Here is a 24,902-nt window from a genome sequence, read left to right as displayed (position 1 = left end):
CGCTGACACGTACCCCCTTCAAACACCCTTCGACAACGAAGGCTCCGGCGGAGAAAACCAATGAACACACAGGCACAGGGAATGGACGATCGGGCATGTGACGTGCTGGTGATTGGTGGCGGCCCTGCCGGCTCCACCGTCTCCAGCCTGCTGGCGGAGAAGGGCCACAACGTGGTCCTGCTGGAAAAGGCCCACCATCCCCGCTTCCACATCGGTGAATCGCTGCTGCCGGCCAACCTGCCCCTGTTTGAAAAAATGGGCATCGCCGAAGAGATCAAGGCGATCGGCATGCACAAACCGGGCGCAGAGTTCGTCTCGCCCCATCACGACTGGAAACAGACGTTTCATTTTGCAGACGCCTGGGACAAGTCCATGCCGCACGCCTACCAGGTCAAGCGCGCGGAGTTCGACGAAATCCTGATCCGCAACGCTGCCCGCAAAGGGGTGGACGTGCACGAAGGCTGCAAGGTGACGGCGGTCGATTTCCAGAACGACGAGGCCTCGGCCGTGCACGCCCAGTACGAGGACGGCCGCGAGGTGACATGGCACCCGCGCTTCGTGGTGGACGCCTCGGGGCGCGACACCTTCCTGGCCAACCGCTTCAAGATCAAGCAGCGCAACCCCAAGCACAACAGCTCGGCGGTGTACGGCCACTTCAGCCACGCCAAGCGCAACGAGGGCCAGGCCGAAGGCAACATCACCATCTTCTGGTTCGAGCATGGCTGGTTCTGGTTCATTCCCATGACCAACGACACCACCAGCGTGGGCATGGTGACCTGGCCGTACTACATGAAAACCAAGGGTCAGCGCAGCCTGCAGCAGTTCCTGATGGACAACATCGCCGGGACCCCCGAACTGGCCGCACGGCTGGGCGAGGCCACGCTGGTCAACAAAGTGGAAGCCACCGGCAATTTCTCCTATGTGTCGGAACGCAACCACGGCAAAAACCACCTGCTGCTGGGGGATGCCTTCGCTTTCATCGACCCGGTGTTCTCGTCCGGCGTGTGGCTGGCGATGCACAGCGGGGTGATCGGCGCAGAGACCATCGACACCTGCCTGCGGCGCCCGGCCCAGGCGCGCGCCGCCCTGAAGGAGTTCGACCGCGTGATGCGGCACGGGCCCAATGCCTTTTCCTGGTTCATCTACCGCGTGACGAACCCCATCATGCGCGACTTCTTCATGGCCCCGAGCAACATCTTCCGCTTCAAGGAAGCGCTGCTGTCGGTGCTGGCGGGCGACGTGTTCGGCAAGACCCCCATCTGGCGCTCGGTCTTCTTCTTCAAGGCGATGTACTACACCGCCAACATCCTGCAACCCCGTCGCGCCTTCCAGGCCTGGCGGCGCCGCCAGATCAACATCCGCGCGGTGGACGACGCCAGCCTGTACAACGCATGACGCCACCCCAGCACACGCCGGCCCTCGGGTCGCACGCCCGCCCGGCGATCGCATTGGCCTGCGCGGCCGTGACATGCCTGGGCGCATCAGCGACACGGGCCGCGGAGGAAAAGCCGCTCTGGGAGGCGGGCATGGGCGTGGCGGTCGTGACCTTCCCCGCCTACCGGGGATCGGATCAGACCAGCCAGTTCGTGCTGCCCTCCCCCTACTTCACCTACCACGGTGAATTCCTCAAGGCCGATCGCCACGGGGTGCGAGGCCAGTTGTTCGACTCGGACCGGGTCGAACTCACCGTGTCGGCAGCGCTGTCGCCGCCCGCCACCAGCGACAAGATCCGCGCCCGCGCGGGCATGCCCGATCTGGACGCGAACGTGGAATTCGGCCCGCGGCTCGACCTCGTGCTCTGGCAGACCGAGGGCCGCGCGCGCCTGCTCAAGCTGGAACTGCCGCTGCGCGCCGCCTACACCCTCAACAGCCATTCCCGCAGCATCGGCGCCGTGTTCCACCCCAAACTGAACCTGGACGTCACCGACGTGCCGGGCATGCCGGGCTGGAACCTGGGGCTGCAGGCCGGGCCGCTGTATGGCGACCGGCGCCAGCACGCCTATTTCTATGGCGTCGAGGCGCCCTATGCCACGGCCGAACGCCCCGCCTACCAGGCCCGGGCCGGGTTTGCCGGCATGCAGTACCTGCTGGCACTGTCCAAGCGCTACCCGCGCCATTGGGTCGGCGCGTTCCTGCGCTACGACAACCTGGGCGGGGCGAGCTTCGAGGACAGCCCGCTGGTGCGCAGCAAGCACTACGTCGCCGGCGGGGTGGCGGTGTCGTGGATCTTCGGCGAGTCGTCCACCCGTGTGCTGGTCGATGACTGAGCGGAGCCTGCAACGCAACCCGCTGTGGATCGCCTACGAGCATGTGGCCATGCTCATCGGCCTGGGCAGTCTGGCGGCGGTCTGCCTGAGCTGGTTGCCCTTCGCCATGCTGCTGCACCCGGTGTTGCCGCGGGAACTCGGGCAGACCCTGGGGCGGCGGGTCATCATGATCGGCTTTCGCCTCTACCTGCGCATCCTGGGCGGGCTGTGCGCCTGCCGGTTCGACCTCTCCGAACTCGACCACCTGCACAAAGAAGGCCCGATGATCATCGCGGCCAACCACCCCTCCCTGCTCGACGCGGTGCTGATCGTCTCGCGCCTGCCCAACGCCATCTGCGTGATGAAGGCCAGCCTGATGGACAACGTGCTGTTCGGCTCGGCCGCGCGGCTGGCCCGCTACATCCGCAACGACGGCGCGCTGCAGATCATCCGGCAAAGCCGCGCAGGGCTGGAGGAAGGCGCCCAAGTGGTGCTGTTCCCGGAAGGCAGCCGCACCCGGAACTTTCCGGTAGACCCGTTCACCCCCACGCTGGGCATGATCGCGCGGCGCTCGGGCGTGCCCGTGCAGACCCTGCTGATCGAATATTCCACCCCCTACCTGGGCAAGGCCTGGCCGCTGTTTCGCAGCCCCGTGCTGCCCCTGCACTGCCGCGTGCGCCTGGGTCGGCGTTTCCCGGCGCCGCTGGACTACGCGGCCTTCACCCACGAGCTGGAAGCCTATTTCCGCAACGAACCCAGCCTGCACGGGTCCGCCCGTTTCACCACCGATGAATGACGCCCCGACACCCCAGGCCTCCAGCACCCACCTGGTGCTGATCCCCAGCTACAACCCTGGCGCGGGGGTGCTGGAGACGGTCCGGCTCGCCCGCGCGCAATGGACGCCGGTCTGGGTGGTGGTGGACGGCAGCACCGACGGCACGGCCCAGCAGTTGCAGGACATGGCCAGCGGCGACGAGGGCCTGCGGGTCATCGTGCTGCCGGAAAACCGGGGCAAGGGCGCGGCCGTGCTCGAAGGCATCTCGCAGGCGGCCCGGGCCGGCTTCACGCACGCGCTCACCATGGATTCCGACGGCCAGCACCCGGCCGCACTGATCCCGACCTTCATGCAAGCCTCGCTGCGGCGGCCCGGCGCCATGGTGCTGGGCAAACCGGTGTTCGGCCCCGAGGCGCCGGCACTGCGCGTCAATGGCCGCAAGGTGTCCAATGGCTGGGCCAACCTGGAGACCCTGTGGATGGGCATCGGCGACTCCTTGTACGGTTTTCGCGTGTACCCGATCGCACCGCTCATGGCCATCATGCAAAGCCACCGCTTCATGCGCCGCTTCGACTTCGACCCCGAGGCCGTCGTGCGACTGTGCTGGGCGGGCGTGTGGCCGATCAACATCGACGCACCGGTGCGCTACCTCTCGGCCGAAGAAGGCGGTGTGTCGCATTTCAAATACCTGCGCGACAACACCCTGCTGACCTGGATGCACGCCCGCCTCCTGCTGGGGTTCGTGCTGCGCCTGCCCCTGCTGATCTGGCGCCGCCTGAGCGCCTCTGGACGTTGACATGACACCCACCCCATCACGCACCGCCGCGCTGAAATCCGATCCGCGCCTGAACCCCTATTTCAGCAGCGAGGACGAGCGCCGCAGCGTCACCCGCGCCATGTTCGACCAGGCCGCGCCCGGCTACGACAGCGCCGAGGCGCTCACAGCGCTGGGCAGCGGCGCCTGGTACCGGCGCGAGGTGCTGGTGCGCAACGGTCTCAAGCCGGGCATGACCCTGCTGGACGTGGCCGCCGGCACCGGCCTGGTCACCGTGGCGGGCCATGAACTGGTCGGGCCCGAAGGGCGCGTGCTGGCGCTCGACCCCTCGCCCGGCATGCTGGCCGAACTGCGCAAGAAGGTGGCGGTCGACACCATCGAGGCCTATGCCGAGGCCATCCCCCTGCCCGACGCCCAGGTGGACTTTGTTTCCATGGGCTACGCGCTGCGCCATGTGGGCGACCTCGACCTGGCGTTCGCCGAATACCTGCGCGTGCTGCGCCCGGGCGGCACGGTCTGCATCATGGAAATCAGCCGGCCCCGCAGCCGGCTGGCCCGCGGCCTGCTGCATTTCCACATCGCGGTGGTGGTGCCGGTGCTGGCCCGCCTGACGCGCCGGCACGCCGACGTGAAACGGCTGTGGGAGTACTACGGCGACACCATCGAGGCGGCGATCGAGCCCGAGCGCATCCTCGACGCCCTGCGCCGGGCCGGCTTCCAGGACGTGGACTGCCGCATCAGCCTGGGCGTGTTCCGCGAATACACGGGGCGCAAAGGGTGAGCACCACCGAGGTCTTTCTGGTCGCCATGGCGATCATCTTCACCGTGCCCTGGCTGATCTGGCGCCTGGGCCGCACCGACCACTACGCGCCACTGGTGGTGGTGCAGATCATCACCGGCATCCTGCTCGGGCCCGGGGTGCTGGGCAAGTGGTTCCCGGCCTACTACGACTTCGTTTTCACCCCCAGCGTGATCCAGTTGCTCAATGGCATCGCGTGGTGGTCGGTGATGCTGTTCGTGATGATCGCCGGTGTGGAGCTCGACCTGAAGAAGGCCTGGGAGCACCGGCGCGAGAGTGGCATCACGGCCGGCCTGGCGCTGGGCGCGCCCCTGCTCCTGGGCTGCGCCGCGGCGGCCGTGATGCTGGGCCTTGACGGCTGGATGGGCGCGCAGGCCATGTCCTGGCAGTTCGTGCTGGGCATCGGCATGGCCTGCGCGGTGACGGCACTGCCGATCCTGATCCTGCTGATGGAGAAGCTCGACATCCTGCGCCAGCCCCTGGGGCAGCGCATCCTGCGCTATGCGAGCCTGGACGACATCGCGATCTGGGGCGTGCTGGCCCTGATCCTGATGGACTGGGGCCGGATCGGCAAACAGTTCGCGTTCCTGATCGCCTTCGTGGCGCTGGGCCTGGCCTTTCGCCGGCTCATGGCCTGGTTGCCCGAGCGCGACCGCTGGTACATGTCCCTGATCTGGCTGGCCGTGTGCGGGCTGGGCGCCGACTGGGCCGGCCTGCACTACATGGTGGGCGCGTTCCTCGCGGGCGCCGTGATGGACGCGCACTGGTTCGACCAGGACAAGCTCGACCAGTTGCGCCACCACGTGCTGCTGGTGATGATGCCGGTGTTCTTCCTCTCCACCGGCCTGCGCACCAACTGGGCGGTGGGGGGCACGGCGGTGTTCGCGGCCGCCGCGCTGCTGCTGGTGGCCTCGGTGGTGGGCAAGCTGATCGGGGTGCGGCTGGCGGGCTACGTGCTGCGCTGGTCACCGGGTGAAGCGTCCATCATCGGCTGGCTGCTGCAGACCAAGGCGCTGATCATGATCATCTTCGCCAACATCCTGCTGGACAAGCAGATCATCACCAACGCGGCGTTCACCGCCCTGCTGCTGATGGCGGTGGCCAGCACCATGCTGACCGTGCCGATGGTCAAGCCGCTGATGCACCGCGCCGCGCAGCGCCTCCAGGCGGGCTTGCTGTCCAGGTGACTAGGCTGCGGGGCCGTTTCAGGCCCCGCCGCAGCCCACGCGCTCGACCTGGATCGAGCCCATGACCGTGACGCCCTTGGCGTCGTTGTCGGCGCTCATCACGGTCGCGCCGCCCGACGAGGACGCCAGCCGCGCGCTGCAGTGCAGCTTGATGTTCATGCCGCCCATGACGTTGACCGACGCCCGCAGGCAGTACCAGCCATTGGGGTTCAGCAGCTCGATCACCGAGCCACCCATCACGTTCACCCCGGGATTGACCAGCACCAGGGCCGGCTGGCTGGTCACCTCACGGTCGGCCGTGTCGGAGCCGATGCCGAACACCTTCACCGAGGTCGCCAGCGTGCGGTAGGCCGGGTTGGTGCCGAACGGGTGGGTGCCCCAGGCCTTCAGACAGGCCTGCACCGGCGAGCCATTCTCCGACGGCGCCGGCGCGACGGGCTGGGCCGCAACGGGCGGCTGCGCGGGCTGTGCAGGCGGTTGCGTGGACCCACTCTGTGCGTGCACCGCGGGCGAACCCGCGAGGGCTGCGACACACAGACAGGCCAGATAACGGTTCAGGGTGGGAAACACGGGGTTCTCCTTCAAAGAATGACGCTCATTCACACCAGCGGGCGGAATCGGGTGGGGTCGGGCGAGGATTTCAGATCATCGCACCGTTGATGGAGATCACCTGTCCCGAAATGTAGGCTGCGCGGTCCGAGGCCAGGAAGGCCACCAGGTCCGCCACCTCTTCCGGGCGGCCCACGCGCTGCATGGGCACGAGCTTCTTGACGGCATCGGCGTCGAAACTGCCGTCGATCATGTCCGTGGCGATCAGGCCCGGCGCGACCGCATTCACCGTGACGCCGCGGCTGGCCAGCTCCAGCGCCAGCGACTTGCTCGCCGCATGCAGCGCGCCCTTGGCGGCGGAGTAGTTGACCTGGCCGCGGTTGCCCGCGATCGCGGCCACCGACGAGATGCTGACGATGCGGCCCCAGCGCGTGCGCATCATGGGCATGGTCAGCGGTTGCGTGACGTTGAAAAACCCGTTGAGCGACACGTCCAGCACGCGGTCCCACTGTTCGCCGCTCATGCCCGGGAACACCGCGTCGTCGTGGATGCCGGCGTTGTTCACCAGGATCTGGATCGCGCCCTCTTCCACCAGGCGCTCCAGGGCGGCTGCCGTGGCCTGGCGGTCGGTGACGTCGAACGCCACCGCCTGTGCACTGCCGCCCGCCGCCTGTATCTGCGCGACCAGCGCCTGCGCTTTGTCCAGCCCGCGGTTGGCGTGCACGATGACGTGGTGGCCGTCGGCGGCCAGCCTGCTGCAAATGGCGGCGCCGATGCCACCGCTGCCACCTGTGACCAGGGCTCGCTTCATGGGGTTGCTTCCTTCAAAGGGCTTGGGCGTCGAGCACCACGGAGGCCCGGCCGTCGAGCAGACAGCGGCCTTCGTGGAGCACCTGAAAACGGTAGAGGATGAGCGTGGCGTCGCCGCTCAGGCGCTCGGCCCGCACCTCCAGCGCGCCGGCCAGATCGTCCAGCCGCGCGGCGTGCATCTGCACGCCGCGCACGCTGGTGAGGTAGCCCAGGCGCGGGGGCTGCGTCGGCGGTGCGAGCAGCACACCGTGCACAGCCATGGCCTGCGCGGCGTATTCGATGCCTGCGGCGATGCCCAGCCGGCCGTCCGCGCGCAGCGGGTGGTCGGCGGCGGTGTGGCTGTCGGCGCGGCACACGATGGTGCTGTCCGACCAGTCCAGCACCGCGTCGAGCAGGCACATGCGGCCCTGGTGCGGGATGTGGGCCGCGATCCAGTCGTGGTCTAACACGGCTGCAGGTCCACCATCAGCTGCATCGGTGCCAGGTAGTCCAGACAGACCGGACCCGCCACCCCGGTGGCCAGGCGCTGCAGCAGCGGCAAGGCCCGCAGCGCGGGGATCTGCTGGCGCAGGCTCTCCAGCCCGGCATCGGCCAGCGTGTCGGCGGCGTCGGTGGTCGGTGTGACGCGAAGGGAGGCCAGGGAGCGCTCGCTGCGCGTGGGAGAGAGCAGCAAGGCCACACCGCCGCAGTCGGGCGTGTCGCGCTTGCTGTGCAGGGGTTCGGGGTATTCGCTGTCGTAGGCGACCAGCAGCACCGGCTGCTGATCGCAAACCACCTGGGCCAGCGCGTCGAGCAGGCCCGCGCCCATGCTGGCGTCGTAGGCGCAGATCACCTGGCACGGCGCCATGCTGTGGGTGGCGATGCCCCAATACCCGGCGGCCGCGTTGTGCACCGAGTTGTGAAAGCGCGTGGGCGAGATCTGCCGGTCTTCGGTGGCCAGCTGCTCACACAGGGCGTGGCAGTTGTGGCCGTCGGCCCCGGAGGCGCAGAACACCGTGGTCAGCGAGGCGACATCGGCACCGGCCTGCGCCGCGGCCTCCAGGCCAATGCCCAGGCTCAGCTTGACGACGCGGCTGGCGCGCCGGCGTTCGGCCGCGGGCAGCAGCGTGGGCACCGGCAACAGCGAGGCCGCCCGGACGAAGGCCTGTTCGCCGCGCAACACCTCGCGCGCCGTGGGCCAGTCCGGCAAACCGGGTGTGATCACGCCGACGCCGTCGATCCAGGCGCTCAGCGAGGGCACGCCGTTCGTTTTGTGCTCGTTCATGCCGCCACCCCCAGCACCAGGCTGCAGTTGCTGCCGCCGAAACCGAAGGAGTTGGACAGCGCGCGCCGCACCGGCGCGGCCACGCTGTGGATCTGGTAGCGCAGGGGAATGGCCGGGTCCAGCACCTGCGTGCCCGGGCTGCCCGGCAACCGGCCATCGGCCAGCGCCAGCGCGCAGATCACCGCTCCCACGGCGCCCGCCGCGCCCAGGGTGTGGCCGGTGGCGCCCTTGGTGGAGTTGCAAGGCACCCGGTCGCCAAACAGGGCCGCCACCGCCTGCCCTTCGGCGGTGTCGTTGGCCGGGGTGGCGGTGCCGTGCAGATTGATGTAGTCCACCGCGTCGGCGCCGATGCCCGCCGAACGCAGCGCGGCCTCCATGGCCATCCGGGCGCCCAGCCCCTGCGGGTGCGGCGCGGACATGTGGTACGCGTCGCTCGACTCACCCACCCCCATGAGCAGCACCGCGCCGGGCTCGGGCTGCGGGGCGCGCTCCAGCAGCGCAAAGGCCGCGCCCTCCCCGATGGAGATGCCGTCGCGCGAGGCATCGTAGGGTCGGCAGGGTTGGGACGAGGTCAGTTGCAGCGAGGCAAAGCCGTAGAGCGTGGTGAGGCACAGGGTGTCCACCCCGCCCACGATGGCGGCGTCGATGGTGCCGAGCGCGAGCTGCCGCGCGGCGGCGGCGAACACCTTGGCGCTGGACGAGCAGGCGGTGGAAATCGCCATGGCCATGCCTTCGAGCCCGAAGTAGTCGCGCGTGAACTCGGCCAGAGAAAAGGCGTTGTGCGTGTGCCGGTAGACGAAGTCGTCGGGCAAGGCGCCCGTGACCGGGTCGCGGCGCCGGTAAGCCAGTTCGGTCTGCAGGATGCCAGCGGTGCTGGTGCCCAGGAACACGCCGACGCGGGCGCGGTCGTGGCGTGCCACCGCCTCGCGCACGCGGTCCGCGAAACCATCGGTTTCGAGTCCCATCTGGGTCAGGCGGTTGTTGCGGCAGTCGTAGCTCGCCAGCGCGGCGGGCAGGCGCTGCGCGTCCACGTCGGCCACCTCGCCGATCCAGGTGTCGAGTTCAACGGTCTCGAAGCGGCAGGGCTTCAGACCGGAGCGGTTGCTGCGCAAGGCATCGCGCGTGGCGTGCAGACCCCTGCCCAGGCAGGTGGTCGCGGTGTAGGCGGAGAGCAGCAAAGGCGTCACAGAGAGCTTCAGAAAGGGAAACCACGATTTTATGGGGTCCACCCGGCCGCCCGTAGGGCCCCACGCCACACCCGGATCCGGTGGGCCAAGGGTTTTCCCGCTGGCGAGCCGTGCCGCTTCACCCCGAAACCGGGGTGCCGGTCTCAGGACAACGCGGCTTGTAGGGTGACGGGCCGGAGCGCCCGCTCGTTCAGGGTCTGCAACAACGCGGGCAGGCTGGCCAGCATCACCGCCTGGCCATCGGGCGTGCGGGCGGAATGCCCGTCGTGCATCAGCAGGATGTCGCCCGCGGCCAGCCCGCGCGTGAGCCGCGCCAGCACCCGCTGCGGATCGCCGGTGCGGGTGTCGTAGGGGCGTCGCGTCCAGGCCGCCAGCCGCAGGTCCAGCGCGGCCAGCACCGGCTCCAGGAACGGGTTGCGCAAACCGGCGGTGGGACGAAAGAACAGCGGGGCCTGCCCGGTGATGTCGGCCAGCGTGCCCTGCGCCGCCGCGATGTCGGCCTTCATGCGCGCCGGCCCGAACACCGAGAACGCGTTGGAATGGCTATCACCGTGGTTTTCCACCCGGTGCCCGCGCGCAACGATCTCGCGGCACACACCCGGGTGTTGCCGGGCGCGCCGGCCAATGCAGAAAAAACTGGCCTTCGCCTGCGCGGCGTCCAGCAGATCGAGCACGCGCGGCGTGACCTCGGGATCGGGCCCGTCGTCGATGGTCAGGGCGATTTCACGCCGGGCCACCGCGTCGGCCGGCAAGCGGGTGATGTTGGGCCCGAGCAGGGCGCAACGCGGCAGCAGACCGGCCGCCGTCAGCACGGCGTGGTTGGCCACCAGCGCGCCCAGCGCCCAGGGCCAGGCGGCGGGCACGGCCAGCGTGCCCAGCGCGGCGGCGCCGTGCACCACCAGGCTGGCTTTCAGTGTGGGGGAAGCGGTCCAGGGGCGGGGCATGGGTCAGGCGGGGAAATGGCCCCGGTCGAGAAAGTCCGCCCACAGCGTGCGCCAGAGCGGCCAGTCGTGGCCCCCGTCCGGGGTGCAGGTGGCGCCGCCGGGCAGGCGCTCGGCCATCTGGCGCATGCCGTCGGCGAACCGGTCCTGCAGGCCGTAACCGAAGAACACCGGCACGTCGATCCCGGGCTTCTTGAGCCAGCGCCAGGCACGGAATTCCGGGTCATCCAGCTGTTCGTCGCTCGGTTGCCAGGCGTCAAGCCCGCCGGCGCGGGCGATTGTGTTGGTGGTGATGCGGCTGCCCGGATACGGCGACAGCAGGCACAGCCCGTCCACCCGGCCCGCGCCTTCGGCCTGGTGGCACACGGCGAGCAGGCCGCCCAGGGAAATGCCGCCCAGCCAGACACGCTGGTAGCGCTCGCGCGCCGGGGCCAGCACGCCGTTTTCCAGCCGGTCCAGCGCCGAGTGGCCACACGCGGCTTCGTGCCGCAGGTCCATCACCAGCAGGTCCAGCGCCAGACCGCGCTGGCGCACGGCGTCGAAAAGACCAGCATCCTCGATCTCCTGCGGCCGCATCTGTGCGCCGGGCAGCAGCACCATCAGGGTCGACGCACCGCGGTGCAGGTGCACAGCGCCGTCCACCGCTACCTCGCCCGGGCTGGGTACACCAGCACCGCCGACAACAGGATCGCCAGCAGGGCGCCCGGCCCCACCGTGACCCCGACCGCGTTCAGCACCGGCACGCTGGACAGCGCCAGCGCACCAAAGCCGATCACGGTGGTCAACGCGGCCACGGCCATGGACAACAGGATCTCGGCGTCCAGCGCTTCGCCAGCGGCTGCGCGGTCGAAGAACAGCGCGTAGTTGGAGCCCACAGCCACGATCAGCAGCATGCCGACCAGGTGCAGCAGGTGCAGGCGCTCGCCGATCAGGTGCAGCCCCGCGATCACGATGGCCACCGTCAGCACCAGCGCGAGCAGCACCCGCGCCAGCCGCCGCGCGGAGCGCAGGCTGAACGCCAGCAGGCCCACGATGGCCACCAGACCGGCCAGCGACAGGCTCACCGCCTCGCTCAGGTAGCCCTGGTAGAGCGTGTCGAATTCGGACTTCATGTCCACGAACACGGCCCCGCTGCCCGCCAGCGCGGCACGCACCTGCTCCACCGGTATCTCGCCATCCTGCGCCTCGCTCGACGGGCGCAGCGGCAGCATCGCGTTCCAACCGTCCGGCCCGTGCGAGAGCAAGGAGTCGACCGCCAGCGCGAGGTCCGTGCCGTCCAGGTCCTTGCGCTGCAGAACGCCGCCGCGCCGCGCCGCCTCGACGTCTTCGATGAAGCCCCCGAGCTTGCCCGCGGACAGCGGTGAATCGCTCAGGGCCTGCGACACCCGCGCCTGCAGCTCGCTGGCCGGGGGCAGGCTGGCCAGCCGCGCGGTCTGGCGCTGCACGCTGGGCAGGAAACGCGCCGGGCTGTCGTAGCCGCCGATGCGGCCATCGGCCACCAGCCGGTCGAGCTGCTCGCCGGCCCGCTCGGCGGCCTGCAAGGCGCTCTCTTGGTCGGGCGCGGTGACGGTGACCATGTAGCGCGCATCGGGTGCGCCCAGGTCGGCGCGCAAGCGCCCGTCGTTGGCCGCGTCCACCTCGTTGACGGTGGACAGCGCCGACAGGTTGGAATCCCAGAGCCCATCGCGCTCGACGAACAGGAACACGCAGGCCGCCAGGGCCAGCAGCGCCACCGGCAGGCGCAACCGGTGCGCCTGGCCCAGCGCCGTGAAAAGCCCATTCACGAAACGCCCCGGCACCGGCACGCGCGTATGCCCACCCGCCAGCGTGGGCAAGACAAAGCGGGTGACCAGCGCCGCGGTGACCACGCCGGACAGGGCGTACAGGCCCAGTTGAGCCAGGCCCGGGAAGCCCGAGAACAGCAGTGCGCCGAACCCGAGCGCCGAGGTCAACACACCCAGCCGGATCGTGGGCCAGAACACCTCGCGCCAGCTCTTGAGCCCCTGGCGGCCGGATTGCACGAAAAAGTAGATGGCGTAGTCCACCGCCTCGCCGATCAGGGCCGAGCCAAAGCCCACGGTGATGCCGAAGACCGTGCCGTGCACCAGGCTCACCACCACCACCCCAGCCAGCGCGCCGCTGGCCACCGGCAGCAGGCTCAGCGCGAGCAGGCGCCCCGAGCGGTACACCGCCAGCAGCACCACGATGATGCCCAGGCTGCTGAACAGGAACAGGCGCGACACCTCGGCCTTGATGGTCGCGCGCGACTTCACGGCGAACTGGCCCGGCCCCGACAGGCTCAGCGTCAGCCCGCTCGCACCGGCCTCCCCGGCCACGCGTGCAAACGTGTCTTTCACCTGGGCGATGGCCGCTTCCTGGCCATCGGTGTCGGAGCCCAGCGCCCGCGTCTGCAGCAGCAGCATGGCGCGCTCGCCATCGCGCGACGCCCAGACCCCGGCCCGGGTCTCGGGCTGGTCACCGGGGTTGAGCTGGTCCAGCACGGCCAGCAGCTCGCCCGTGGGGTCGCGCGTCAGGTAGGGTTTGAACAGCATCCCCACCGGCGAGGAAAGCGTGTCGATGGCGTCGCCCACGGCGGCCCGCAGGCCTTCGACCGTGAAGCGCTCCGGCGTCACCGCCGGGCTCAGCTGGTAGCGGTAGCGCACCAGGAAGTCGCGCTCGGCGCCCAGGCCTTCGGCCTCACCGTTCTGAACCGAGACGAACGCGGGCTGGCTGGCGAGCTGGCCGCGCAGTGCGCGCGACACCTTGGCCCGCGCCGCGGCGTCGCCCCCTTCGATGGCCACCATCAGCAGGCGGGACACCGTGCCGTCCTTGAGCTGGCCGACCAGCACCTTCTGCTCGGCGCTCGGCTTGGACGGCAGGAAGAACGACATGTCCGCCGAAAAATGGCTGTTCCAGACCACCGCCGCCCCGGCGGCCATGGCCAGCAGCCACAGCCCGAAAACACGCAACGCCGGACTCATGGCGCTTCGATCGGTTCAATCGTGAGTTCGGAGCGATCGCCATCGGTCTGCAGGTACTCGATCTTGCGAACCTGGCTCTGGGTCCCGCTGACGGTGATGCGCTGGAGCAAGGCGGCGATGCCCTGTTCGCTGGGCACGAGCACCAGCACCCACTGGCGGCTGTCGCCCGTGAGCTGCAGCGCGTAGTTCTGCTCCAGCGAGCGCTGGTTGCCCGAGAGCGTGCTGCGGATGCTGTCGATGAAGGCCAGCGCTTCGGGCCGGCTGGCCAGGTTGATCGTCATGCGGCGCTTGTCGCGCTCCAGGATGAGCCGGTCCCCGTCGAGCACCATGGTCTCGGGCTTGGGCAGGAGGGTGCGCTTTTCCAGCCGGTCGGGCGGGGTGTAGCTCATCTCGCCCGAGGCCTGCAGGGGCTTGTCCAGCAGCGCCACGAAACGCTTTTCCACGAAGCGCACCCGCCCGCCCTTGTTCTGGGCCAGTTCGGCCATCAGTTGCTGCACGTCGAAGGCGGCCTGCGCCAGCCCGGTCAGGCCCAGCAGTGCGACGCCGAAAAACCACCGTTTGATCATTTTTTCTGCCAGAAATCGAAGAAGTTGAACCAGTTGTAGGGAGCCTGCCTGCAGAAGCGCGTGAGCAGATCGGCGTAGCGCCGCACCGCTTGCTCAATGGCTGGACCGCGTTCGTCGCGTGAAGTTTCGGAAAAATCGGCCAGGGGTTCCAGGTGGATCTGGTAGCGGTTGCCCCCCAGGTACAGCCCGGTCATGAAAAACACCGGCCGGCGCAGCATCGCCGCCATGCGCCAGGGCCCCAGGGGAAACGCGGCCGGCTCACCGAGAAAGGGCACCTCCAACTGGGCATCGCCCCCGAGCGAGCGGTCCGACAGTATGCCCACCAGATAACCGTCGTCCAGTTTGTCCCGGACTTCCAGCAGGGATTCGGGGCGGCCCAGGCGGATGATATCTTGCACCGCCTTGGGGTTGATCGCGGCCAGCGCGGCATTGATCTTGCGCGCGTTTTCCTCGTACATCAGCATGGCCACGTGCAACCCGGTGTGGCTGCGCCCCACGGAGCGCAGCACCTCGAAGCTGCCCAGGTGCGCACCCATCAGCAGTGCCCCTTTCTGCTGGAGCAAGGCCTGCTCCAGGTGGTGGGCGCCGGACACCTCGATGTCGAACGCGTCGAAGCGGTCGTTGAGCAGGTACACCCGGTCGTGGATGGTGCTGGCGAAACTGAAGACATGCCGGTAGCCATCGCGCCAGCGCGCGGGCCGCCCGAGCGCGCGCGTCAGATAGGCCTTGCTGGCCCGGCGCGCCTGGGGGGAGAAGAGGGAGAAATAGAGCGCGATGCCATGCAGCACCAGACGGCCCAGACTGCGGCCGAAGGTCAGCGAAATCCAGACCATCAGCTTGAGGATGGCGGTGTTGCTGCGCTCCTGCTGACGCATCCACCCGGGCCTGACGCGGGTGTTCATCTGGGCGGTGGCACCAGGCTGCCGGAAGCGACGGCGCGGCCCTCGCAACTCACCCGGAAGGCGATGGCGCCGCGCGCCGACACCTCCAGCGCGAAATGCAGCGTTTCCCCCGGCCCGCAGGGGCTGAGGAATTTGGCCTGGTCCACCCGCCACCCGTCGACAGACCCGCCGTGCAGGCCCTGGGCCAGCAGGATCGCGTGGTCGAGCAGCACGACGCCCGGGACGATGGGGCGCGCGGGAAAATGCCCGGCAAAAGCGGGGTGGTCTGGCGGGACGCGCCAGACGGACTCAGCGCTGCCCATCGGACACCCGGTTCTGGTACAGCGCCTGCAGGCCGCTGCGCGGCAGTTTGCCCGTGCTGTTGCGTGGCAATCCGTCCACCAGCACCAGCGGGCGAGGCATGAAGATGGCGTCGATGCGCTGGCGCAGCGCGGCCACCAGATCGGCGCGGGCCAGCCCCGGCGCCACCACAAAGGCGGTCAGGCGGGTCACACCGTCCCGGGCGTCGTCGTCCGGCAGGAAGAAGGCGCCGTCCTGCACGCCCTCGATCGCGCACAGCTGGTGGTTGAGGTAGGCCAGCGAGGTGCGCTTGCCCGCGATGTTGACCAGGTCCGCATGGCGCCCATGCAGCAGAAAGCGGCCGTCCGGCAGCAGCTCGATGATGTCGGACAGGGGCACACGCCCTTCCACGTGGCCGGCCCGGGCGAAAGTGGTGTCTCCCTCCTGCTCCAGCACCACGCCGGGCAGCAGCTGCCAGGCCGCGCCATCGGTGGTGCGCCGGCTGGCGAGCTGGGACGACTCGGTGGATCCGTAGATTTCGTGCACCGGCGCGCCGCTCTGGCGCTCCGCCTGCTCGGCCAGCTCGTTGCTCAGCGGCGCCGTGGCCGAGAGCCACTTGTCCACCGCTGGCAAGGCCAGGCCCGAGGACAGCAGCGCCGAGAGGTGGTATGGCGTGGTCACCAGCATGCGCGGGCCGGGCACGGCCTGCAGCGCCCCGACCACGTCCTGCGGGTAAAACGGCTTGCCGCTCCAGAAACAGCAGCCCCCGTGCAGCGCCAGCAAGAAGGTGGACTCGAAGCCGTAGCTGTGCTGCACCGGCACGGTGCCGATGAGCACATGCGGGGTCTGCTCCAGCCCCAGACCACGCGCCTCGGCACGGCCGTTCAACACCAGCTTGCCCCAGGTCTTGCCCTGGGGTTGCGGCAGCCCGGTGGACCCCGAGGTGAACAGGATGGCCACCACCCGGTCGGCGGCGATCATGGGCATGTGGTCCACCACAGGCCGCTCCAATGCCGACAGATCGGGGAAGTCCAGCCGGGGCAGCTCGAGCCCGGGCGCCTCGAAGGCCCCGTCCGTCACACAGAAAACCCCGGGGTAGTCCCGGACGATCTGGCGCAGCGTCTCGACCGACTGCGACGAGGGCTGCAGGCTGGTCTTGCCGGTCAGCAGACAGGCCGCGAACACCACGGCGAACCGGTAGCGGTCCTCGCACAGGTTGAGCACACCGCTGCCCTCGGGCAGGCAGGCGGCCACGGCACTGGCGTCCGACAGGAAGTCCCGCACCGACACCGGGCCTTCGGGCCGCCAGGCCAGGATGTCGTCCAGCTGTCGGCCGCTGACCAGGGGATATTCGTTCATGGACGGGAAGCTGGTTCGCCGCTGGCGGCCTGGCCGGTGCGCTGGCGGTAGGCGCGCACCACACTGACGATGCTGGGCCGCTCATGCACGGGCAGCATGCGCTTTCTGACCAGGTGCTCGCCCAGGAACATCAGCGCGATCAGGGGGCCGGTGAGCAGGTTCGCATGGATCGACCAGACCTCCAGCGGCGCCCACAGGAACAGCCCGGTCGAGACCAGCGCATTGGCAAAGAAATACACCGCCCAGGCAGCGGTCACCTGCCGGGTGTACCGGACCTTGCGCTCGGAAATCCCGTTGCCGAAAATGTGGCGGGCCATGCCCGTGATCAGGGCGTCGCCCGGACCCCACAGCGTTTTGCCGAACAACACCCCCAGCGCCAGATGGCTGCCCAGGTGCTGCAGGTAGTACAGCCCGGGAACGTTGTCCCGCAACTGGGGCCAGGCCCAGACCACCGCGGCCAGGGCCACCGCCAGGCCGCCGAGCAGCACGGCCAGGCTGCGCGCCTGCCACAGCAGCGCACCCAAAGCCACGAACAGCGGAATCACCGCGACCCCCGCGTTGAACCCGGCACTGCCCACCCCCGCGCTGCCCAGGTGCGCCGCGATCGCCCAGGCGACGAACAGCGCGCCCGTCGCGACGATGCGCCACACCTGGACCGGCGTCTGGCTCATTTGGTGCGCTGGCTGGCGATGTGCGTGCACAGGGCCCGCAAGGACGAAAAGATCTGCTCGTTGTTCTCGTTGTCCGAGCGCAACTGGAAACCAAAACGCTTGGAGATCACCAGGGCGATCTCCAGCATGTCGATCGAGTCCAGACCCAGACCATCACCATAGAGCGGGTCGTCGGGCTGCACCTCGTGGGGCTGGACGTCCAGGTTCAGGGCCTCGACGATCAGGCCCGCGACCTCGCTCATGAGGTCGTCGAAGGAAGCGGAAACAGGGGTATCAGACATGGCAACTCTTCACAGAATGTGTTGCGGTACGGCACGAAACGCCAGCACGGCGTTGCTGCCACCGAAGGCAAATGAATTGGAGATCGCGGCCTTGAGCCGCAACCCGCGGCGCCCCTCCAGCACATGATCCACCCCTTCGCAGGCCGGATCCAGCCGGCCCCTCAGGTGGGCGGTGGGCGGAATGGCCTGCTCGCGCAGGGCGAGCACGGTGGTCACGGCCTCAATGGCGCCGGCGGCGCCCAGCAGATGACCGTGCATGGACTTGGTGGCGCTGACCGGCAACGCGGCGGCCTGCTCGGCGAACACCGCCTTGAGCGCAGCGATTTCCACCGGATCGCCTTCGAGCGTGGCCGTGCCGTGGGCGTTGATGTAGCCGATATCGGTCGTCTCCAGCCTGGCGTCGGCCAGCGCGGCGCGCAGCGCCCGCACCTGGCCGCGGGACTCGGGCCGGACCAGGTGGCTGTGGTCACAACTGGTGCCGTACCCCACGATCTCGCCCTGGATGCGCGCGCCCCGCGCCACCGCGTGGTCCCAGTCTTCCAGCACCAGGGCCGCACCACCCTCGCCCAGCACCAGGCCGCGGCGGTCCTGCGCGAACGGGCGGCAGGCAAACGCAGCGGTATCGCCATCTCCCGGCGCCATGACGCGCATGGCTTCCCAGGCACGCGCCACGCCGTAGGCCTGCGACACATCGGAGCCGCCGGCCAGCATGACCGTGGCCTCCCCCGAGCGCACGCGCCGGAACGCCTCACCGATCGCGATGGTGGACGACGCGCAGGCGGCAGCGTGGCTGGTGCTGACACCGCCCAGCCCCAACTGAATGGAAATGTGCGCATTGACCGCGTTGTTCATGCCCAGCACCACGGCCAGCGGCGACAGGCGCTCGCGGCCCTTGATCCACATGTCGCGGTAGCCCTTTTCGTAGGCCAGGATGCCGCCCAGTGCGGTACCCCAGATGCAGCCCCAGTTGTCGCGTTGGCCATCTTCGACGGCTTCGCGCAGCAAGCCCGCGTGCTCCCAGGCGGCGAAAGCCGCGGCCACACCGAGTTGCGAGAACCGTTCCATCATCAGGGCCAGGGGCTTGCCCAGTGCCTTTTCTGCGTCAAAACCCGGACAGCCGACAAAGGGGATGGACAGGGGACGAGGAACGTCGTCGGTCACCAGGTGGCGAACCGCGGACTCACCGGCCAGCAGGCGCTGGAAAAAATCGTCGAGCCCACCGCCGTAGGGACTGACAATGCCCAGGCCCGTGATGGCCACACGCCGGGCACTCATGATGCCGAGGCTTTGGAGGCGAGCAGCGTGTCGATCAGGGCCGTCATGTCGCCAACCGTGTTGGGCAGTTGCAGGTCGGAGGGGATCGAGATCGCGAACCGATCCTCGGCCTCGAACATCAGCTCGGCCAGCATCAAGGAGTCCAGACCCAGATCGGCCAGCCGTGCGCCGGGAACGATGCTTTCAGGCGCGGTGCCCAGGCGGTCCTGGAGGAATTTTTGTATCAGTTCAGTCGAGTCCATTGCACACATGTCATGCGAGGCACTGCCGCCTCTGTCCCTGGCAACGCACGGCCCGCTGTCGCTCAGCCCGCCTTGCAACGGTCTTCCGGCGTGCAGCACACCGCGACGCCCGAGCGCGTTTATCCTCGGGTGATTGTACATCCCGGAAATATTCGACCGCCCGGGCAGTTATGATGCATTTCCAATGCCGCGTGATAGCGCAATGGATCATGAACACCTTGATATTCAATGGGCCAAGCCCATTTGACCTGAAATTGAATGAAACCAAACAATGGAATCCAGCTGGCATCGTGAATTCTTTAAGCGCCTGATCATTCTCTGGCCTCTCAAATCATTGGGAACCACGGCATTCATGACGCTGTTCTTCTGGGCCTATTTCACGATTCTCAACAATCCCACCCAAACACCGGTGGTCGTGCCGGCCATCTGGTTGGACCACTGGATCGGTTTCGTTCCGGCTGCCTTCCCCATCTACGCCTCGCTCTGGGTCTATGTCTCGCTTCCACCGGCCCTGATGAAAGACCTGCGCACCCTGCTGCTGTTTGGCCTGTGGATCGCCCTGCTGTGCCTGTTCTGCCTGGCGATATTCTGGGTTTTCCCCACCCGCACACCCGATTTCGGCATTGACTGGAAGGATTACCCAGGATTGGCCATGATCAAGGGTATTGATGCCTCCGGCAATGCCTGCCCTTCATTGCATGTGGCATCGGCGGTATTTTCGGCATTCTGGCTCGACCGGATATTCCGGGAAATGAATGCTCCCCGGCTATTGCGATGGATCAGCGCAATACATTGCGTTGCCATCATCTGGTCGACCATCGCAACTTTGCAACACGTCGCCATCGATGCACTCAGTGGCGCGGTCGTGGGCGTGGCCTTTGCCGCAGCGTCGCTGTATCCGGGCCGCAAACGCCGGGCGCTGACCCTGGCGTGACCCCCCGGTCTTCGGGGCGTCAGTCCCGCAGCACGTGCAGCACCTCGGAGCGGAACTCCCGGCTGTAGAGGATCGCCACCACCGCCAGCGTGCCGAGCACCATGGCCAACGGTGAAACGAACCAGGCCAACGCCGCGAACGAAAAGTAGTACGCGCGCAAGCCATCGTTGAAGGTTTCAGCGGCGGCTCCCACCATGGCGGCCGCCCGGTCGGCGTACTGCTGGCGGTCGAACTTGCCCGATTCGAAGTCCTCCGGCGGCGGCATGGACCCAATGATCAGCGCCACGAAGGTGTACTGCCTCATGCACCAGGAAAATCGGAAGAAGGCGTAGACGAAGATCGCCACCAGCACCAGGATCTTGAACTCGAACACGATCAGCGACGTGGCCTGGGCGAACGGGATTTCGCTCATCAGCTCGGTGGCCTTGTCGGTGGTGCCGAGCAGAGCAAACAGACCCCCGATGACCAGGATGGACGTGGACGAGAAGAACGAGGGCGTGTGCGAGAGCGTTTGCGTGATGACGCCGTCGAGCATGCGCGGGTCGCGCGAGGTGGCCTGCAGCATCCAGTAGGCACGGTACCGATTGGTGGTGGCCAGCAGCGACGCGCGACTGCGACCCCACACGCGAGCGAACCACGCGTACCCGATCCACAAGGCAAAAAAACCGACCAGCGCCAGCCAGTCGGCCCAGGGAATGATGCTGAGAACCTTCATACGCCGATGGTACGACGGCTCCGGTGGTCTCAGGCCTTGGTGAACCTGGCTGCGATGGCCGCCACGCGCTCGCCAAACTGGCGCGCGGTTTCCAGGTCGCCGGGCAGCATCTCGTTGGCGCTTGCGTCCGACGGGCTTTGTGCGATCGCGCCGCTGTACGACACCAGGTAGTTCACGTCGTTGCGCTGCGCGGCCTTGGTGTTGCTGGGCATGAGGCCCTGGCTCACCCAGATCATGCCGTGTTGCATGGCCAGGGTGAACAGGTAGTGCAGCGTGGACAGCTTGTCGCCGTTCATGCCGGCGCTGTTGGTGAAACCGGCCGCGATCTTGTCTTTCCATTGCTGGGAAAACCAGGGTTTGCTGGACGCATCGGCGAATTTCTTGAACTGCCAGCTCACGCTGCCCATGTAGGTGGGCGAACCCATGATGATCGCGTCGGCCGCGGCCAGCGCTTCCCAGCCGCCCTCCGGCAGGTTGCCGTCGGCATCGATCGCGATGAGTTCGGCGTTGGCGCCTTCGGCCACCGATTGCGCCATGCGCTGGGTGTGGCCATAGCCCGAGTGGTAGACAACGACAACTTTGGACATCTGAAACCTCCAGTAGGAATGCGCGGCATGCCGCGCGGGTGGTTGAAATGCGGTGAAGCCGTGGCGGCTCTCAGCCCTTGCGGCGCCCGTCCAGGCTGAACGCGCCGGCACCGAAAGCCACGAAGGCCAGCAGACCGCCGGTGATGGCGACGTTCTTGAAGAACATCAGCTGCTGCATCATCTGCTGCTCGGCCGGCAATGACCAGTAGGCGTGGAAGAAGAAGCTGGCCACCAGCGTGAACACCGCCAGGGCCAGGGCCACCCAACGGGTGCCGAACCCAACCAGCAGCGCCAGCCCGCCCAGCAGCTCGATCGCCAGCGCGGCGGCCACGCCCACCGTGGGCAGCGGCATGCCCATGGAGGCCGCGTAGCCCACGGTGCCGCTGAAGCCGGCGATCTTGCCGAAACCAGCCGGCACAAACAGCACGGCCAGCAGGATGCGGCCGATCAGGGCCAGGGGATTTTGCAGAGTTGAAAGCATGGAAACACTCCTCAGGTAAGCAGTTGAAAAAGAACGGACGGGATGTCAGGACGCAAGATCGAACACCAGCACCTCGGCGTCTTCGCCGTGGGCCAGCGAGAGAAGGCTGTCGCCGGCCAGCACCGCGGCGTCGCCGCCCTGCAGACGCTGGCCATTCACCTCCAGAGCACCGCGCACCAGGTGCACATAGGCTTTGCGCGCTGGATTCAGCGGAAGTTCCGCCTGCTCGTCGCCATCGAACAAGCCGGCGTACATGGCCGCATCGGCGTGGATGGTGACCGAGCCCTGGGCGCCGTCGCCGGAGGCCACGAGCCGCAGCTGGCCTCGCTTTTCCTCATCCGCAAAACGCTTCTGCTCGTAGCCCGGCTCGATGCCGGTCACGTTGGGCTCGATCCAGATCTGCAGGAAATGCGTGGTGCTGTTGGGCGCGTGGTTGAACTCGCTGTGCATCACGCCGCGGCCCGCGCTCATGCGCTGGACGTCACCGGGCGGAATGGCCTTGACGTTGCCCATGCTGTCCTTGTGGGCCAGGCTGCCTTCGAGCACGTAGCTGATGATCTCCATGTCGCGGTGGCCGTGCGTGCCGAAGCCGGTGCCCGGGGCGATGCGGTCTTCGTTGATCACGCGCAGGTTGCCCCAGCCCATCCAGGCCGGGTCGTAGTAGCCCGCGAACGAAAACGAGTGGTGGCTCTTGAGCCAGCCGTGATCGGCCTGACCACGTTCCTGCGAGCGTCGAATCTGCATCATGGTGACGTCCTTTCATCTGGGTTGACCAGCGGCCACCTTGGGTTGGTGGGCTGGCATGGATGAATTGTGGGCGCCTGACCCCCCGTGCGGTTTGCATGGTTTTGATGGCATCATTCAAACCAATTGAATCATTGACCCAAAAAAACCATGGCCAGCCCGACCCCGCGTTCCGCCCTTTCGCCCGAGAACCTGGGCCTGCTCGAAGCCGTGGCGCGGCTGGGCAGCATGGCCGCCGCCGCGCGTGAACTCGGCATGGTGCCCAGCGCCCTCACCTACCGCGTGCGCCAGATCGAGGACGCGCTGGACGTGCTGCTGTTCGACCGCAGCGCGCGGCGTGCCCAGCTCACCCCCGCCGGGGCCGAACTGCTGCGCGCCGGCCAGTACCTGCTCGACGAGCTCGACGCCGTGGCTCAGCGGGTCAAGCGCGTGGCCACCGGCTGGGAACCCCAGCTCACCATCGCCGCCGACGCCATCATTTCCCACGCCACGCAGTTCGAGCTGTGCGAGGCCTTCTACGCCACCGGTGCGCCCACGCGGCTGAAGCTGCGCGCCGAAACGCTCTCGGGCACCATGGAAGCCCTGCAAAGCGGCCAGGCCGATCTGGCGCTGGGGGTGTTCGCCGAAATCTCGCTGCCCGAGATCCAGACCGCGCCACTGGGGCCGCTGCGGTTCGTCTATGCCGTGGCGCCGCACCACCCGCTGGCCGCCGTGGAGCACCCGCTGTGCGACGACGATCTGCGCCACCACCGCGCGGTGGCCGTGGCCGACAGCACCGTGCGCGGCGCGGGCCAGACCTACAACCTGCTGCCCGGCCAGGAGGTGCTCACCGTGCCCACCATGCGGCACAAGCTGGAAGCCCAGCTGCGCGGCATGGGCGGCGGCTTCCTGCCCCAGCCGATGGCACAGCCCTACATCACCGCCGGGCTGCTGGTGGTCAAGACCATGGCGCAACGGCCCAACCACACGATCCGCCTGGCCTACGCCTGGCGTCGCCCACGCTCCGCCGCCGACGCCGGCCAGGCCCTGCGCTGGTGGCTCGACCAGTTGCAGCACCCGACCACCCGCGCCGCCCTGCTGGAAAACCACCACCTCACTTGATCCAAACGGGGCTGTCGGCAGCGGCAGGACTGATAAAGTCAGGCATCCCATCCACCCACCGCACACGAGCCATGAACAACAACAAGACCAGACGCTCCAAAGCCACCGCCCCCACTGCAGCAGCCCCCGCCCGCAAGAGCGCGGCGAAGGCCTCTGCGGCCGCACCCGTGCCCAAAGCACCCCGCCACATCGCCGTGGTGGGCGCGGGCATGGCGGGCGTGGCCTGCGCGCGCACCCTGCTGCAGGCCGGGCACCGCGTCACGCTGTTCGAAAAGAGCCGCAACCTGGGCGGGCGCATGGCCACACGGCGCACCGAGTTCGGTGGTTTTGACCATGGCACGCAATACTTCACGGTGCGCGACAAGCGCTTCGCCACCGCCCTGCTCCCGGCACAAGACGTGGTGCGCCCCTGGAGCGCCAACACCGTGCGCGTGCTCGACGCGTTTGGCCACGTGCTGGCCAGTGCCCCACCGCCCACCGAGCCACATTTCGTCGCAGCGCCCGGCATGAGCGCTCTGGTCGAGCACTGGGCGCAGCCCCTGGTGCACCCCGAACTGCACGGCAACCTGACCGCCCGCACCTTCACCGGAACCCGCGTCACCCACATCGAGCGTGACGTGCTGAACCCCGAGCAGTGGCAACTGCGCGCCGAGGACAGCGACGGCGGCCAGAACGTGCTCGGTGGCTTTGACCAGATCGTGCTGGCCATGCCACACCCGCAGGCCCACGACCTGCTGCTGGTCTCCGGCCACGCCCCCACCCTGCGCCAGAGTCTGGCCGGCGTGCAGGTGGCGCCCTGCTGGACGCTGATGGTGGCCTACCCCAACGCCATGCAGCCAGGCCTGCCCCACCTCGGGCCCCAGTGGAACGCCGCGCGCAGTACCCACCACCGCATCAGCTGGCTCGCCCGCGAGAGCAGCAAGCCGCGGCGCGAGCCTATCGAACGCTGGACCATCCAGGCCAGCCCCACCTGGTCGTCCAAGCACCTGGAAGACGACGAAGAGCGCGTCAAGGCCAAACTGCTCAAAGGCTTCGCCGAGATCACAGGCATCCGCGCCACCCCGACCCATGCCGAGGCGCACCGCTGGCGCTTCGCGCAGACCCAGGTGCCGCTGGGCCAGCCCTACGCCTACGACAAGGCGCTGGGCATCGGCCTGTGCGGCGACTGGTGCCTGGGCCACCGGGTGGAAGACGCCTTCGTCTCCGGACTGGAACTCGCGCTCGCAATGATTTGACCCCCCTGCGCCGCTG

Annotated in this window: 29 protein-coding genes; 9 read left to right on the top strand and 20 right to left on the bottom strand. The window is 68.2% G+C overall.

Annotated features, from left to right (window positions below):
* Positions 1-60: 60 nt before the first annotated feature.
* The 6 genes from HTA01S_RS18765 to HTA01S_RS18740 are packed head-to-tail and all read left to right on the top strand — an operon-like array spanning position 61 to position 5,782.
* Entirely contained in the window at positions 61-1,395 is a 1,335-nt protein-coding gene (locus HTA01S_RS18765) for an NAD(P)/FAD-dependent oxidoreductase (protein ID WP_068174269.1), read from the top strand.
* Complete coding sequence (locus HTA01S_RS18760) at positions 1,392-2,267, top strand: MipA/OmpV family protein (protein ID WP_068174268.1); 876 nt, start codon at positions 1,392-1,394, stop codon at positions 2,265-2,267. Before HTA01S_RS18765 ends, HTA01S_RS18760 begins: the two co-directional genes overlap by 4 nt.
* Positions 2,260-3,042 carry a lysophospholipid acyltransferase family protein gene (locus HTA01S_RS18755; protein ID WP_068174267.1) on the top strand — a complete coding sequence of 261 codons (783 nt, stop codon included), beginning with the start codon at positions 2,260-2,262 and terminating at the stop codon, positions 3,040-3,042. Before HTA01S_RS18760 ends, HTA01S_RS18755 begins: the two co-directional genes overlap by 8 nt.
* Positions 3,035-3,817 carry a glycosyltransferase family 2 protein gene (locus tag HTA01S_RS18750; RefSeq protein WP_068174266.1) on the top strand — a complete coding sequence of 261 codons (783 nt, stop codon included), beginning with the start codon at positions 3,035-3,037 and terminating at the stop codon, positions 3,815-3,817. Before HTA01S_RS18755 ends, HTA01S_RS18750 begins: the two co-directional genes overlap by 8 nt.
* A 1-nt stretch (position 3,818) precedes the next feature.
* Entirely contained in the window at positions 3,819-4,577 is a 759-nt protein-coding gene (locus HTA01S_RS18745; RefSeq protein ID WP_068174265.1) for a class I SAM-dependent methyltransferase, read from the top strand.
* Positions 4,574-5,782: a cation:proton antiporter gene (locus HTA01S_RS18740; RefSeq protein ID WP_245638140.1), complete on the top strand. Its 1,209-nt coding sequence runs from the start codon at positions 4,574-4,576 to the stop codon at positions 5,780-5,782. Before HTA01S_RS18745 ends, HTA01S_RS18740 begins: the two co-directional genes overlap by 4 nt.
* Before the next feature lie 18 nt (positions 5,783-5,800).
* Here HTA01S_RS18740 and HTA01S_RS18735 read toward each other — a convergent pair whose 3' ends face one another.
* From HTA01S_RS18735 to HTA01S_RS18660, 16 genes are all read right to left on the bottom strand, one after another.
* Positions 5,801-6,352 carry a hypothetical protein gene (locus HTA01S_RS18735; RefSeq protein ID WP_157572182.1) on the bottom strand — a complete coding sequence of 184 codons (552 nt, stop codon included), beginning with the start codon at positions 6,350-6,352 and terminating at the stop codon, positions 5,801-5,803.
* 70 nt (positions 6,353-6,422) lie between these two features.
* Positions 6,423-7,142 carry a 3-oxoacyl-ACP reductase FabG gene (fabG, locus tag HTA01S_RS18730; RefSeq protein ID WP_068174263.1) on the bottom strand — a complete coding sequence of 240 codons (720 nt, stop codon included), beginning with the start codon at positions 7,140-7,142 and terminating at the stop codon, positions 6,423-6,425.
* A 13-nt stretch (positions 7,143-7,155) separates the two neighbouring features.
* Complete coding sequence (locus HTA01S_RS18725) at positions 7,156-7,590, bottom strand: 3-hydroxylacyl-ACP dehydratase (protein ID WP_245638139.1); 435 nt, start codon at positions 7,588-7,590, stop codon at positions 7,156-7,158.
* Positions 7,584-8,405 (bottom strand): beta-ketoacyl synthase chain length factor, encoded by an 822-nt coding sequence (locus HTA01S_RS18720; protein ID WP_068174262.1) that lies wholly within the window; start codon positions 8,403-8,405, stop codon positions 7,584-7,586. Before HTA01S_RS18720 ends, HTA01S_RS18725 begins: the two co-directional genes overlap by 7 nt.
* Positions 8,402-9,592 (bottom strand): beta-ketoacyl-[acyl-carrier-protein] synthase family protein, encoded by a 1,191-nt coding sequence (locus HTA01S_RS18715; protein ID WP_068174261.1) that lies wholly within the window; start codon positions 9,590-9,592, stop codon positions 8,402-8,404. Before HTA01S_RS18715 ends, HTA01S_RS18720 begins: the two co-directional genes overlap by 4 nt.
* A 143-nt stretch (positions 9,593-9,735) precedes the next feature.
* Complete coding sequence (locus HTA01S_RS18710) at positions 9,736-10,536, bottom strand: polysaccharide deacetylase family protein (RefSeq protein ID WP_068174260.1); 801 nt, start codon at positions 10,534-10,536, stop codon at positions 9,736-9,738.
* A 3-nt stretch (positions 10,537-10,539) separates the two neighbouring features.
* On the bottom strand, positions 10,540-11,163 hold the full coding sequence (locus HTA01S_RS18705) for an alpha/beta hydrolase (RefSeq protein WP_218017367.1): 624 nt from the start codon (positions 11,161-11,163) through the stop codon (positions 10,540-10,542).
* 14 nt (positions 11,164-11,177) lie between these two features.
* Positions 11,178-13,514, bottom strand: coding sequence for an MMPL family transporter (locus HTA01S_RS18700; protein ID WP_068174259.1), 2,337 nt, complete (start codon positions 13,512-13,514; stop codon positions 11,178-11,180).
* Positions 13,511-14,080: a LolA family protein gene (locus HTA01S_RS18695; protein WP_068174258.1), complete on the bottom strand. Its 570-nt coding sequence runs from the start codon at positions 14,078-14,080 to the stop codon at positions 13,511-13,513. The genes HTA01S_RS18700 and HTA01S_RS18695 overlap by 4 nt, the downstream gene beginning before the upstream one ends.
* Positions 14,077-14,982 (bottom strand): LpxL/LpxP family acyltransferase, encoded by a 906-nt coding sequence (locus HTA01S_RS18690; RefSeq protein ID WP_068174257.1) that lies wholly within the window; start codon positions 14,980-14,982, stop codon positions 14,077-14,079. The genes HTA01S_RS18695 and HTA01S_RS18690 overlap by 4 nt, the downstream gene beginning before the upstream one ends.
* Positions 14,979-15,284 (bottom strand): 3-hydroxyacyl-ACP dehydratase FabZ family protein, encoded by a 306-nt coding sequence (locus HTA01S_RS26045; protein WP_068174256.1) that lies wholly within the window; start codon positions 15,282-15,284, stop codon positions 14,979-14,981. Before HTA01S_RS26045 ends, HTA01S_RS18690 begins: the two co-directional genes overlap by 4 nt.
* Positions 15,271-16,620 carry an AMP-binding protein gene (locus tag HTA01S_RS18680; protein ID WP_068174255.1) on the bottom strand — a complete coding sequence of 450 codons (1,350 nt, stop codon included), beginning with the start codon at positions 16,618-16,620 and terminating at the stop codon, positions 15,271-15,273. The genes HTA01S_RS26045 and HTA01S_RS18680 overlap by 14 nt, the downstream gene beginning before the upstream one ends.
* Positions 16,617-17,291: a COG4648 family protein gene (locus HTA01S_RS18675; protein WP_068174254.1), complete on the bottom strand. Its 675-nt coding sequence runs from the start codon at positions 17,289-17,291 to the stop codon at positions 16,617-16,619. Before HTA01S_RS18675 ends, HTA01S_RS18680 begins: the two co-directional genes overlap by 4 nt.
* A complete protein-coding gene (locus tag HTA01S_RS18670; RefSeq protein ID WP_068174253.1) occupies positions 17,288-17,572 on the bottom strand; it encodes a phosphopantetheine-binding protein in 285 nt (94 codons plus the stop codon). Before HTA01S_RS18670 ends, HTA01S_RS18675 begins: the two co-directional genes overlap by 4 nt.
* Positions 17,573-17,581: 9 nt before the next feature.
* On the bottom strand, positions 17,582-18,847 hold the full coding sequence (locus HTA01S_RS18665; protein WP_068174252.1) for a beta-ketoacyl-[acyl-carrier-protein] synthase family protein: 1,266 nt from the start codon (positions 18,845-18,847) through the stop codon (positions 17,582-17,584).
* Positions 18,844-19,089, bottom strand: coding sequence for an acyl carrier protein (locus HTA01S_RS18660; RefSeq protein ID WP_068174251.1), 246 nt, complete (start codon positions 19,087-19,089; stop codon positions 18,844-18,846). The genes HTA01S_RS18665 and HTA01S_RS18660 overlap by 4 nt, the downstream gene beginning before the upstream one ends.
* Before the next feature lie 271 nt (positions 19,090-19,360).
* Here HTA01S_RS18660 and HTA01S_RS18655 point away from each other — a divergent pair, with 271 nt between their 5' ends.
* Positions 19,361-20,023 carry a phosphatase PAP2 family protein gene (locus HTA01S_RS18655; protein WP_068174250.1) on the top strand — a complete coding sequence of 221 codons (663 nt, stop codon included), beginning with the start codon at positions 19,361-19,363 and terminating at the stop codon, positions 20,021-20,023.
* Between the two features lie 19 nt (positions 20,024-20,042).
* Here HTA01S_RS18655 and HTA01S_RS18650 read toward each other — a convergent pair whose 3' ends face one another.
* The 4 genes from HTA01S_RS18650 to HTA01S_RS18635 all read right to left on the bottom strand — a co-directional run bounded on the left by HTA01S_RS18650 (position 20,043) and on the right by HTA01S_RS18635 (position 22,553).
* Positions 20,043-20,738, bottom strand: coding sequence for a DUF599 domain-containing protein (locus tag HTA01S_RS18650; RefSeq protein ID WP_068174249.1), 696 nt, complete (start codon positions 20,736-20,738; stop codon positions 20,043-20,045).
* A gap of 29 nt (positions 20,739-20,767) precedes the next feature.
* Positions 20,768-21,325: a flavodoxin family protein gene (locus HTA01S_RS18645; RefSeq protein ID WP_068174248.1), complete on the bottom strand. Its 558-nt coding sequence runs from the start codon at positions 21,323-21,325 to the stop codon at positions 20,768-20,770.
* Between the two features lie 70 nt (positions 21,326-21,395).
* A complete protein-coding gene (locus tag HTA01S_RS18640; RefSeq protein ID WP_068174247.1) occupies positions 21,396-21,806 on the bottom strand; it encodes a DoxX family protein in 411 nt (136 codons plus the stop codon).
* Between the two features lie 45 nt (positions 21,807-21,851).
* The gene (locus HTA01S_RS18635) at positions 21,852-22,553 is read right to left on the bottom strand and encodes a pirin family protein (RefSeq protein WP_068174246.1); all 702 of its coding nucleotides are present in this window, start codon (positions 22,551-22,553) and stop codon (positions 21,852-21,854) included.
* A 147-nt stretch (positions 22,554-22,700) separates the two neighbouring features.
* Here HTA01S_RS18635 and HTA01S_RS18630 point away from each other — a divergent pair, with 147 nt between their 5' ends.
* Complete coding sequence (locus HTA01S_RS18630) at positions 22,701-23,651, top strand: LysR family transcriptional regulator (protein WP_068174245.1); 951 nt, start codon at positions 22,701-22,703, stop codon at positions 23,649-23,651.
* Positions 23,652-23,722: 71 nt separating this feature from the next.
* Positions 23,723-24,886, top strand: a complete 1,164-nt coding sequence (locus HTA01S_RS18625; RefSeq protein ID WP_084236263.1) for an NAD(P)/FAD-dependent oxidoreductase — start codon at positions 23,723-23,725, stop codon at positions 24,884-24,886.
* Positions 24,887-24,902 lie beyond the last annotated feature (16 nt).

The sequence above is a fragment of the Hydrogenophaga taeniospiralis CCUG 15921 genome (assembly GCF_001592305.1).
Classification (GTDB): Bacteria; Pseudomonadota; Gammaproteobacteria; order Burkholderiales; family Burkholderiaceae_C; genus Hydrogenophaga; species Hydrogenophaga taeniospiralis.
The sequence above is the reverse complement of the archived record's forward strand: the minus strand, read 5'-3'. Positions and strand labels throughout refer to the sequence as shown.

Excerpts from the sequence above, each read along its gene's own strand:
- HTA01S_RS18720 (WP_068174262.1), bottom strand. The coding sequence starts at position 8,405 with ATGAACGAGCACAAAACGAACGGCGTGCCCTCGCTGAGCGCCTGGATC.
- HTA01S_RS18625 (WP_084236263.1), top strand. The coding sequence starts at position 23,723 with ATGAACAACAACAAGACCAGACGCTCCAAAGCCACCGCCCCCACTGCA.
- HTA01S_RS18680 (WP_068174255.1), bottom strand. The coding sequence starts at position 16,620 with ATGAACGAATATCCCCTGGTCAGCGGCCGACAGCTGGACGACATCCTG.
- HTA01S_RS18645 (WP_068174248.1), bottom strand. The coding sequence starts at position 21,325 with ATGTCCAAAGTTGTCGTTGTCTACCACTCGGGCTATGGCCACACCCAG.
- HTA01S_RS18695 (WP_068174258.1), bottom strand. The coding sequence starts at position 14,080 with ATGATCAAACGGTGGTTTTTCGGCGTCGCACTGCTGGGCCTGACCGGG.
- HTA01S_RS18635 (WP_068174246.1), bottom strand. The coding sequence starts at position 22,553 with ATGATGCAGATTCGACGCTCGCAGGAACGTGGTCAGGCCGATCACGGC.
- HTA01S_RS18690 (WP_068174257.1), bottom strand. The coding sequence starts at position 14,982 with ATGAACACCCGCGTCAGGCCCGGGTGGATGCGTCAGCAGGAGCGCAGC.
- HTA01S_RS26045 (WP_068174256.1), bottom strand. The coding sequence starts at position 15,284 with ATGGGCAGCGCTGAGTCCGTCTGGCGCGTCCCGCCAGACCACCCCGCT.
- HTA01S_RS18765 (WP_068174269.1), top strand. The coding sequence starts at position 61 with ATGAACACACAGGCACAGGGAATGGACGATCGGGCATGTGACGTGCTG.
- HTA01S_RS18700 (WP_068174259.1), bottom strand. The coding sequence starts at position 13,514 with ATGAGTCCGGCGTTGCGTGTTTTCGGGCTGTGGCTGCTGGCCATGGCC.
- HTA01S_RS18655 (WP_068174250.1), top strand. The coding sequence starts at position 19,361 with ATGGAATCCAGCTGGCATCGTGAATTCTTTAAGCGCCTGATCATTCTC.
- fabG (WP_068174263.1), bottom strand. The coding sequence starts at position 7,142 with ATGAAGCGAGCCCTGGTCACAGGTGGCAGCGGTGGCATCGGCGCCGCC.
- HTA01S_RS18675 (WP_068174254.1), bottom strand. The coding sequence starts at position 17,291 with ATGAGCCAGACGCCGGTCCAGGTGTGGCGCATCGTCGCGACGGGCGCG.
- HTA01S_RS18745 (WP_068174265.1), top strand. The coding sequence starts at position 3,819 with ATGACACCCACCCCATCACGCACCGCCGCGCTGAAATCCGATCCGCGC.
- HTA01S_RS18665 (WP_068174252.1), bottom strand. The coding sequence starts at position 18,847 with ATGAGTGCCCGGCGTGTGGCCATCACGGGCCTGGGCATTGTCAGTCCC.
- HTA01S_RS18650 (WP_068174249.1), bottom strand. The coding sequence starts at position 20,738 with ATGAAGGTTCTCAGCATCATTCCCTGGGCCGACTGGCTGGCGCTGGTC.
- HTA01S_RS18640 (WP_068174247.1), bottom strand. The coding sequence starts at position 21,806 with ATGCTTTCAACTCTGCAAAATCCCCTGGCCCTGATCGGCCGCATCCTG.
- HTA01S_RS18760 (WP_068174268.1), top strand. The coding sequence starts at position 1,392 with ATGACGCCACCCCAGCACACGCCGGCCCTCGGGTCGCACGCCCGCCCG.
- HTA01S_RS18755 (WP_068174267.1), top strand. The coding sequence starts at position 2,260 with ATGACTGAGCGGAGCCTGCAACGCAACCCGCTGTGGATCGCCTACGAG.
- HTA01S_RS18670 (WP_068174253.1), bottom strand. The coding sequence starts at position 17,572 with ATGTCTGATACCCCTGTTTCCGCTTCCTTCGACGACCTCATGAGCGAG.
- HTA01S_RS18660 (WP_068174251.1), bottom strand. The coding sequence starts at position 19,089 with ATGGACTCGACTGAACTGATACAAAAATTCCTCCAGGACCGCCTGGGC.
- HTA01S_RS18750 (WP_068174266.1), top strand. The coding sequence starts at position 3,035 with ATGAATGACGCCCCGACACCCCAGGCCTCCAGCACCCACCTGGTGCTG.
- HTA01S_RS18710 (WP_068174260.1), bottom strand. The coding sequence starts at position 10,536 with ATGCCCCGCCCCTGGACCGCTTCCCCCACACTGAAAGCCAGCCTGGTG.
- HTA01S_RS18630 (WP_068174245.1), top strand. The coding sequence starts at position 22,701 with ATGGCCAGCCCGACCCCGCGTTCCGCCCTTTCGCCCGAGAACCTGGGC.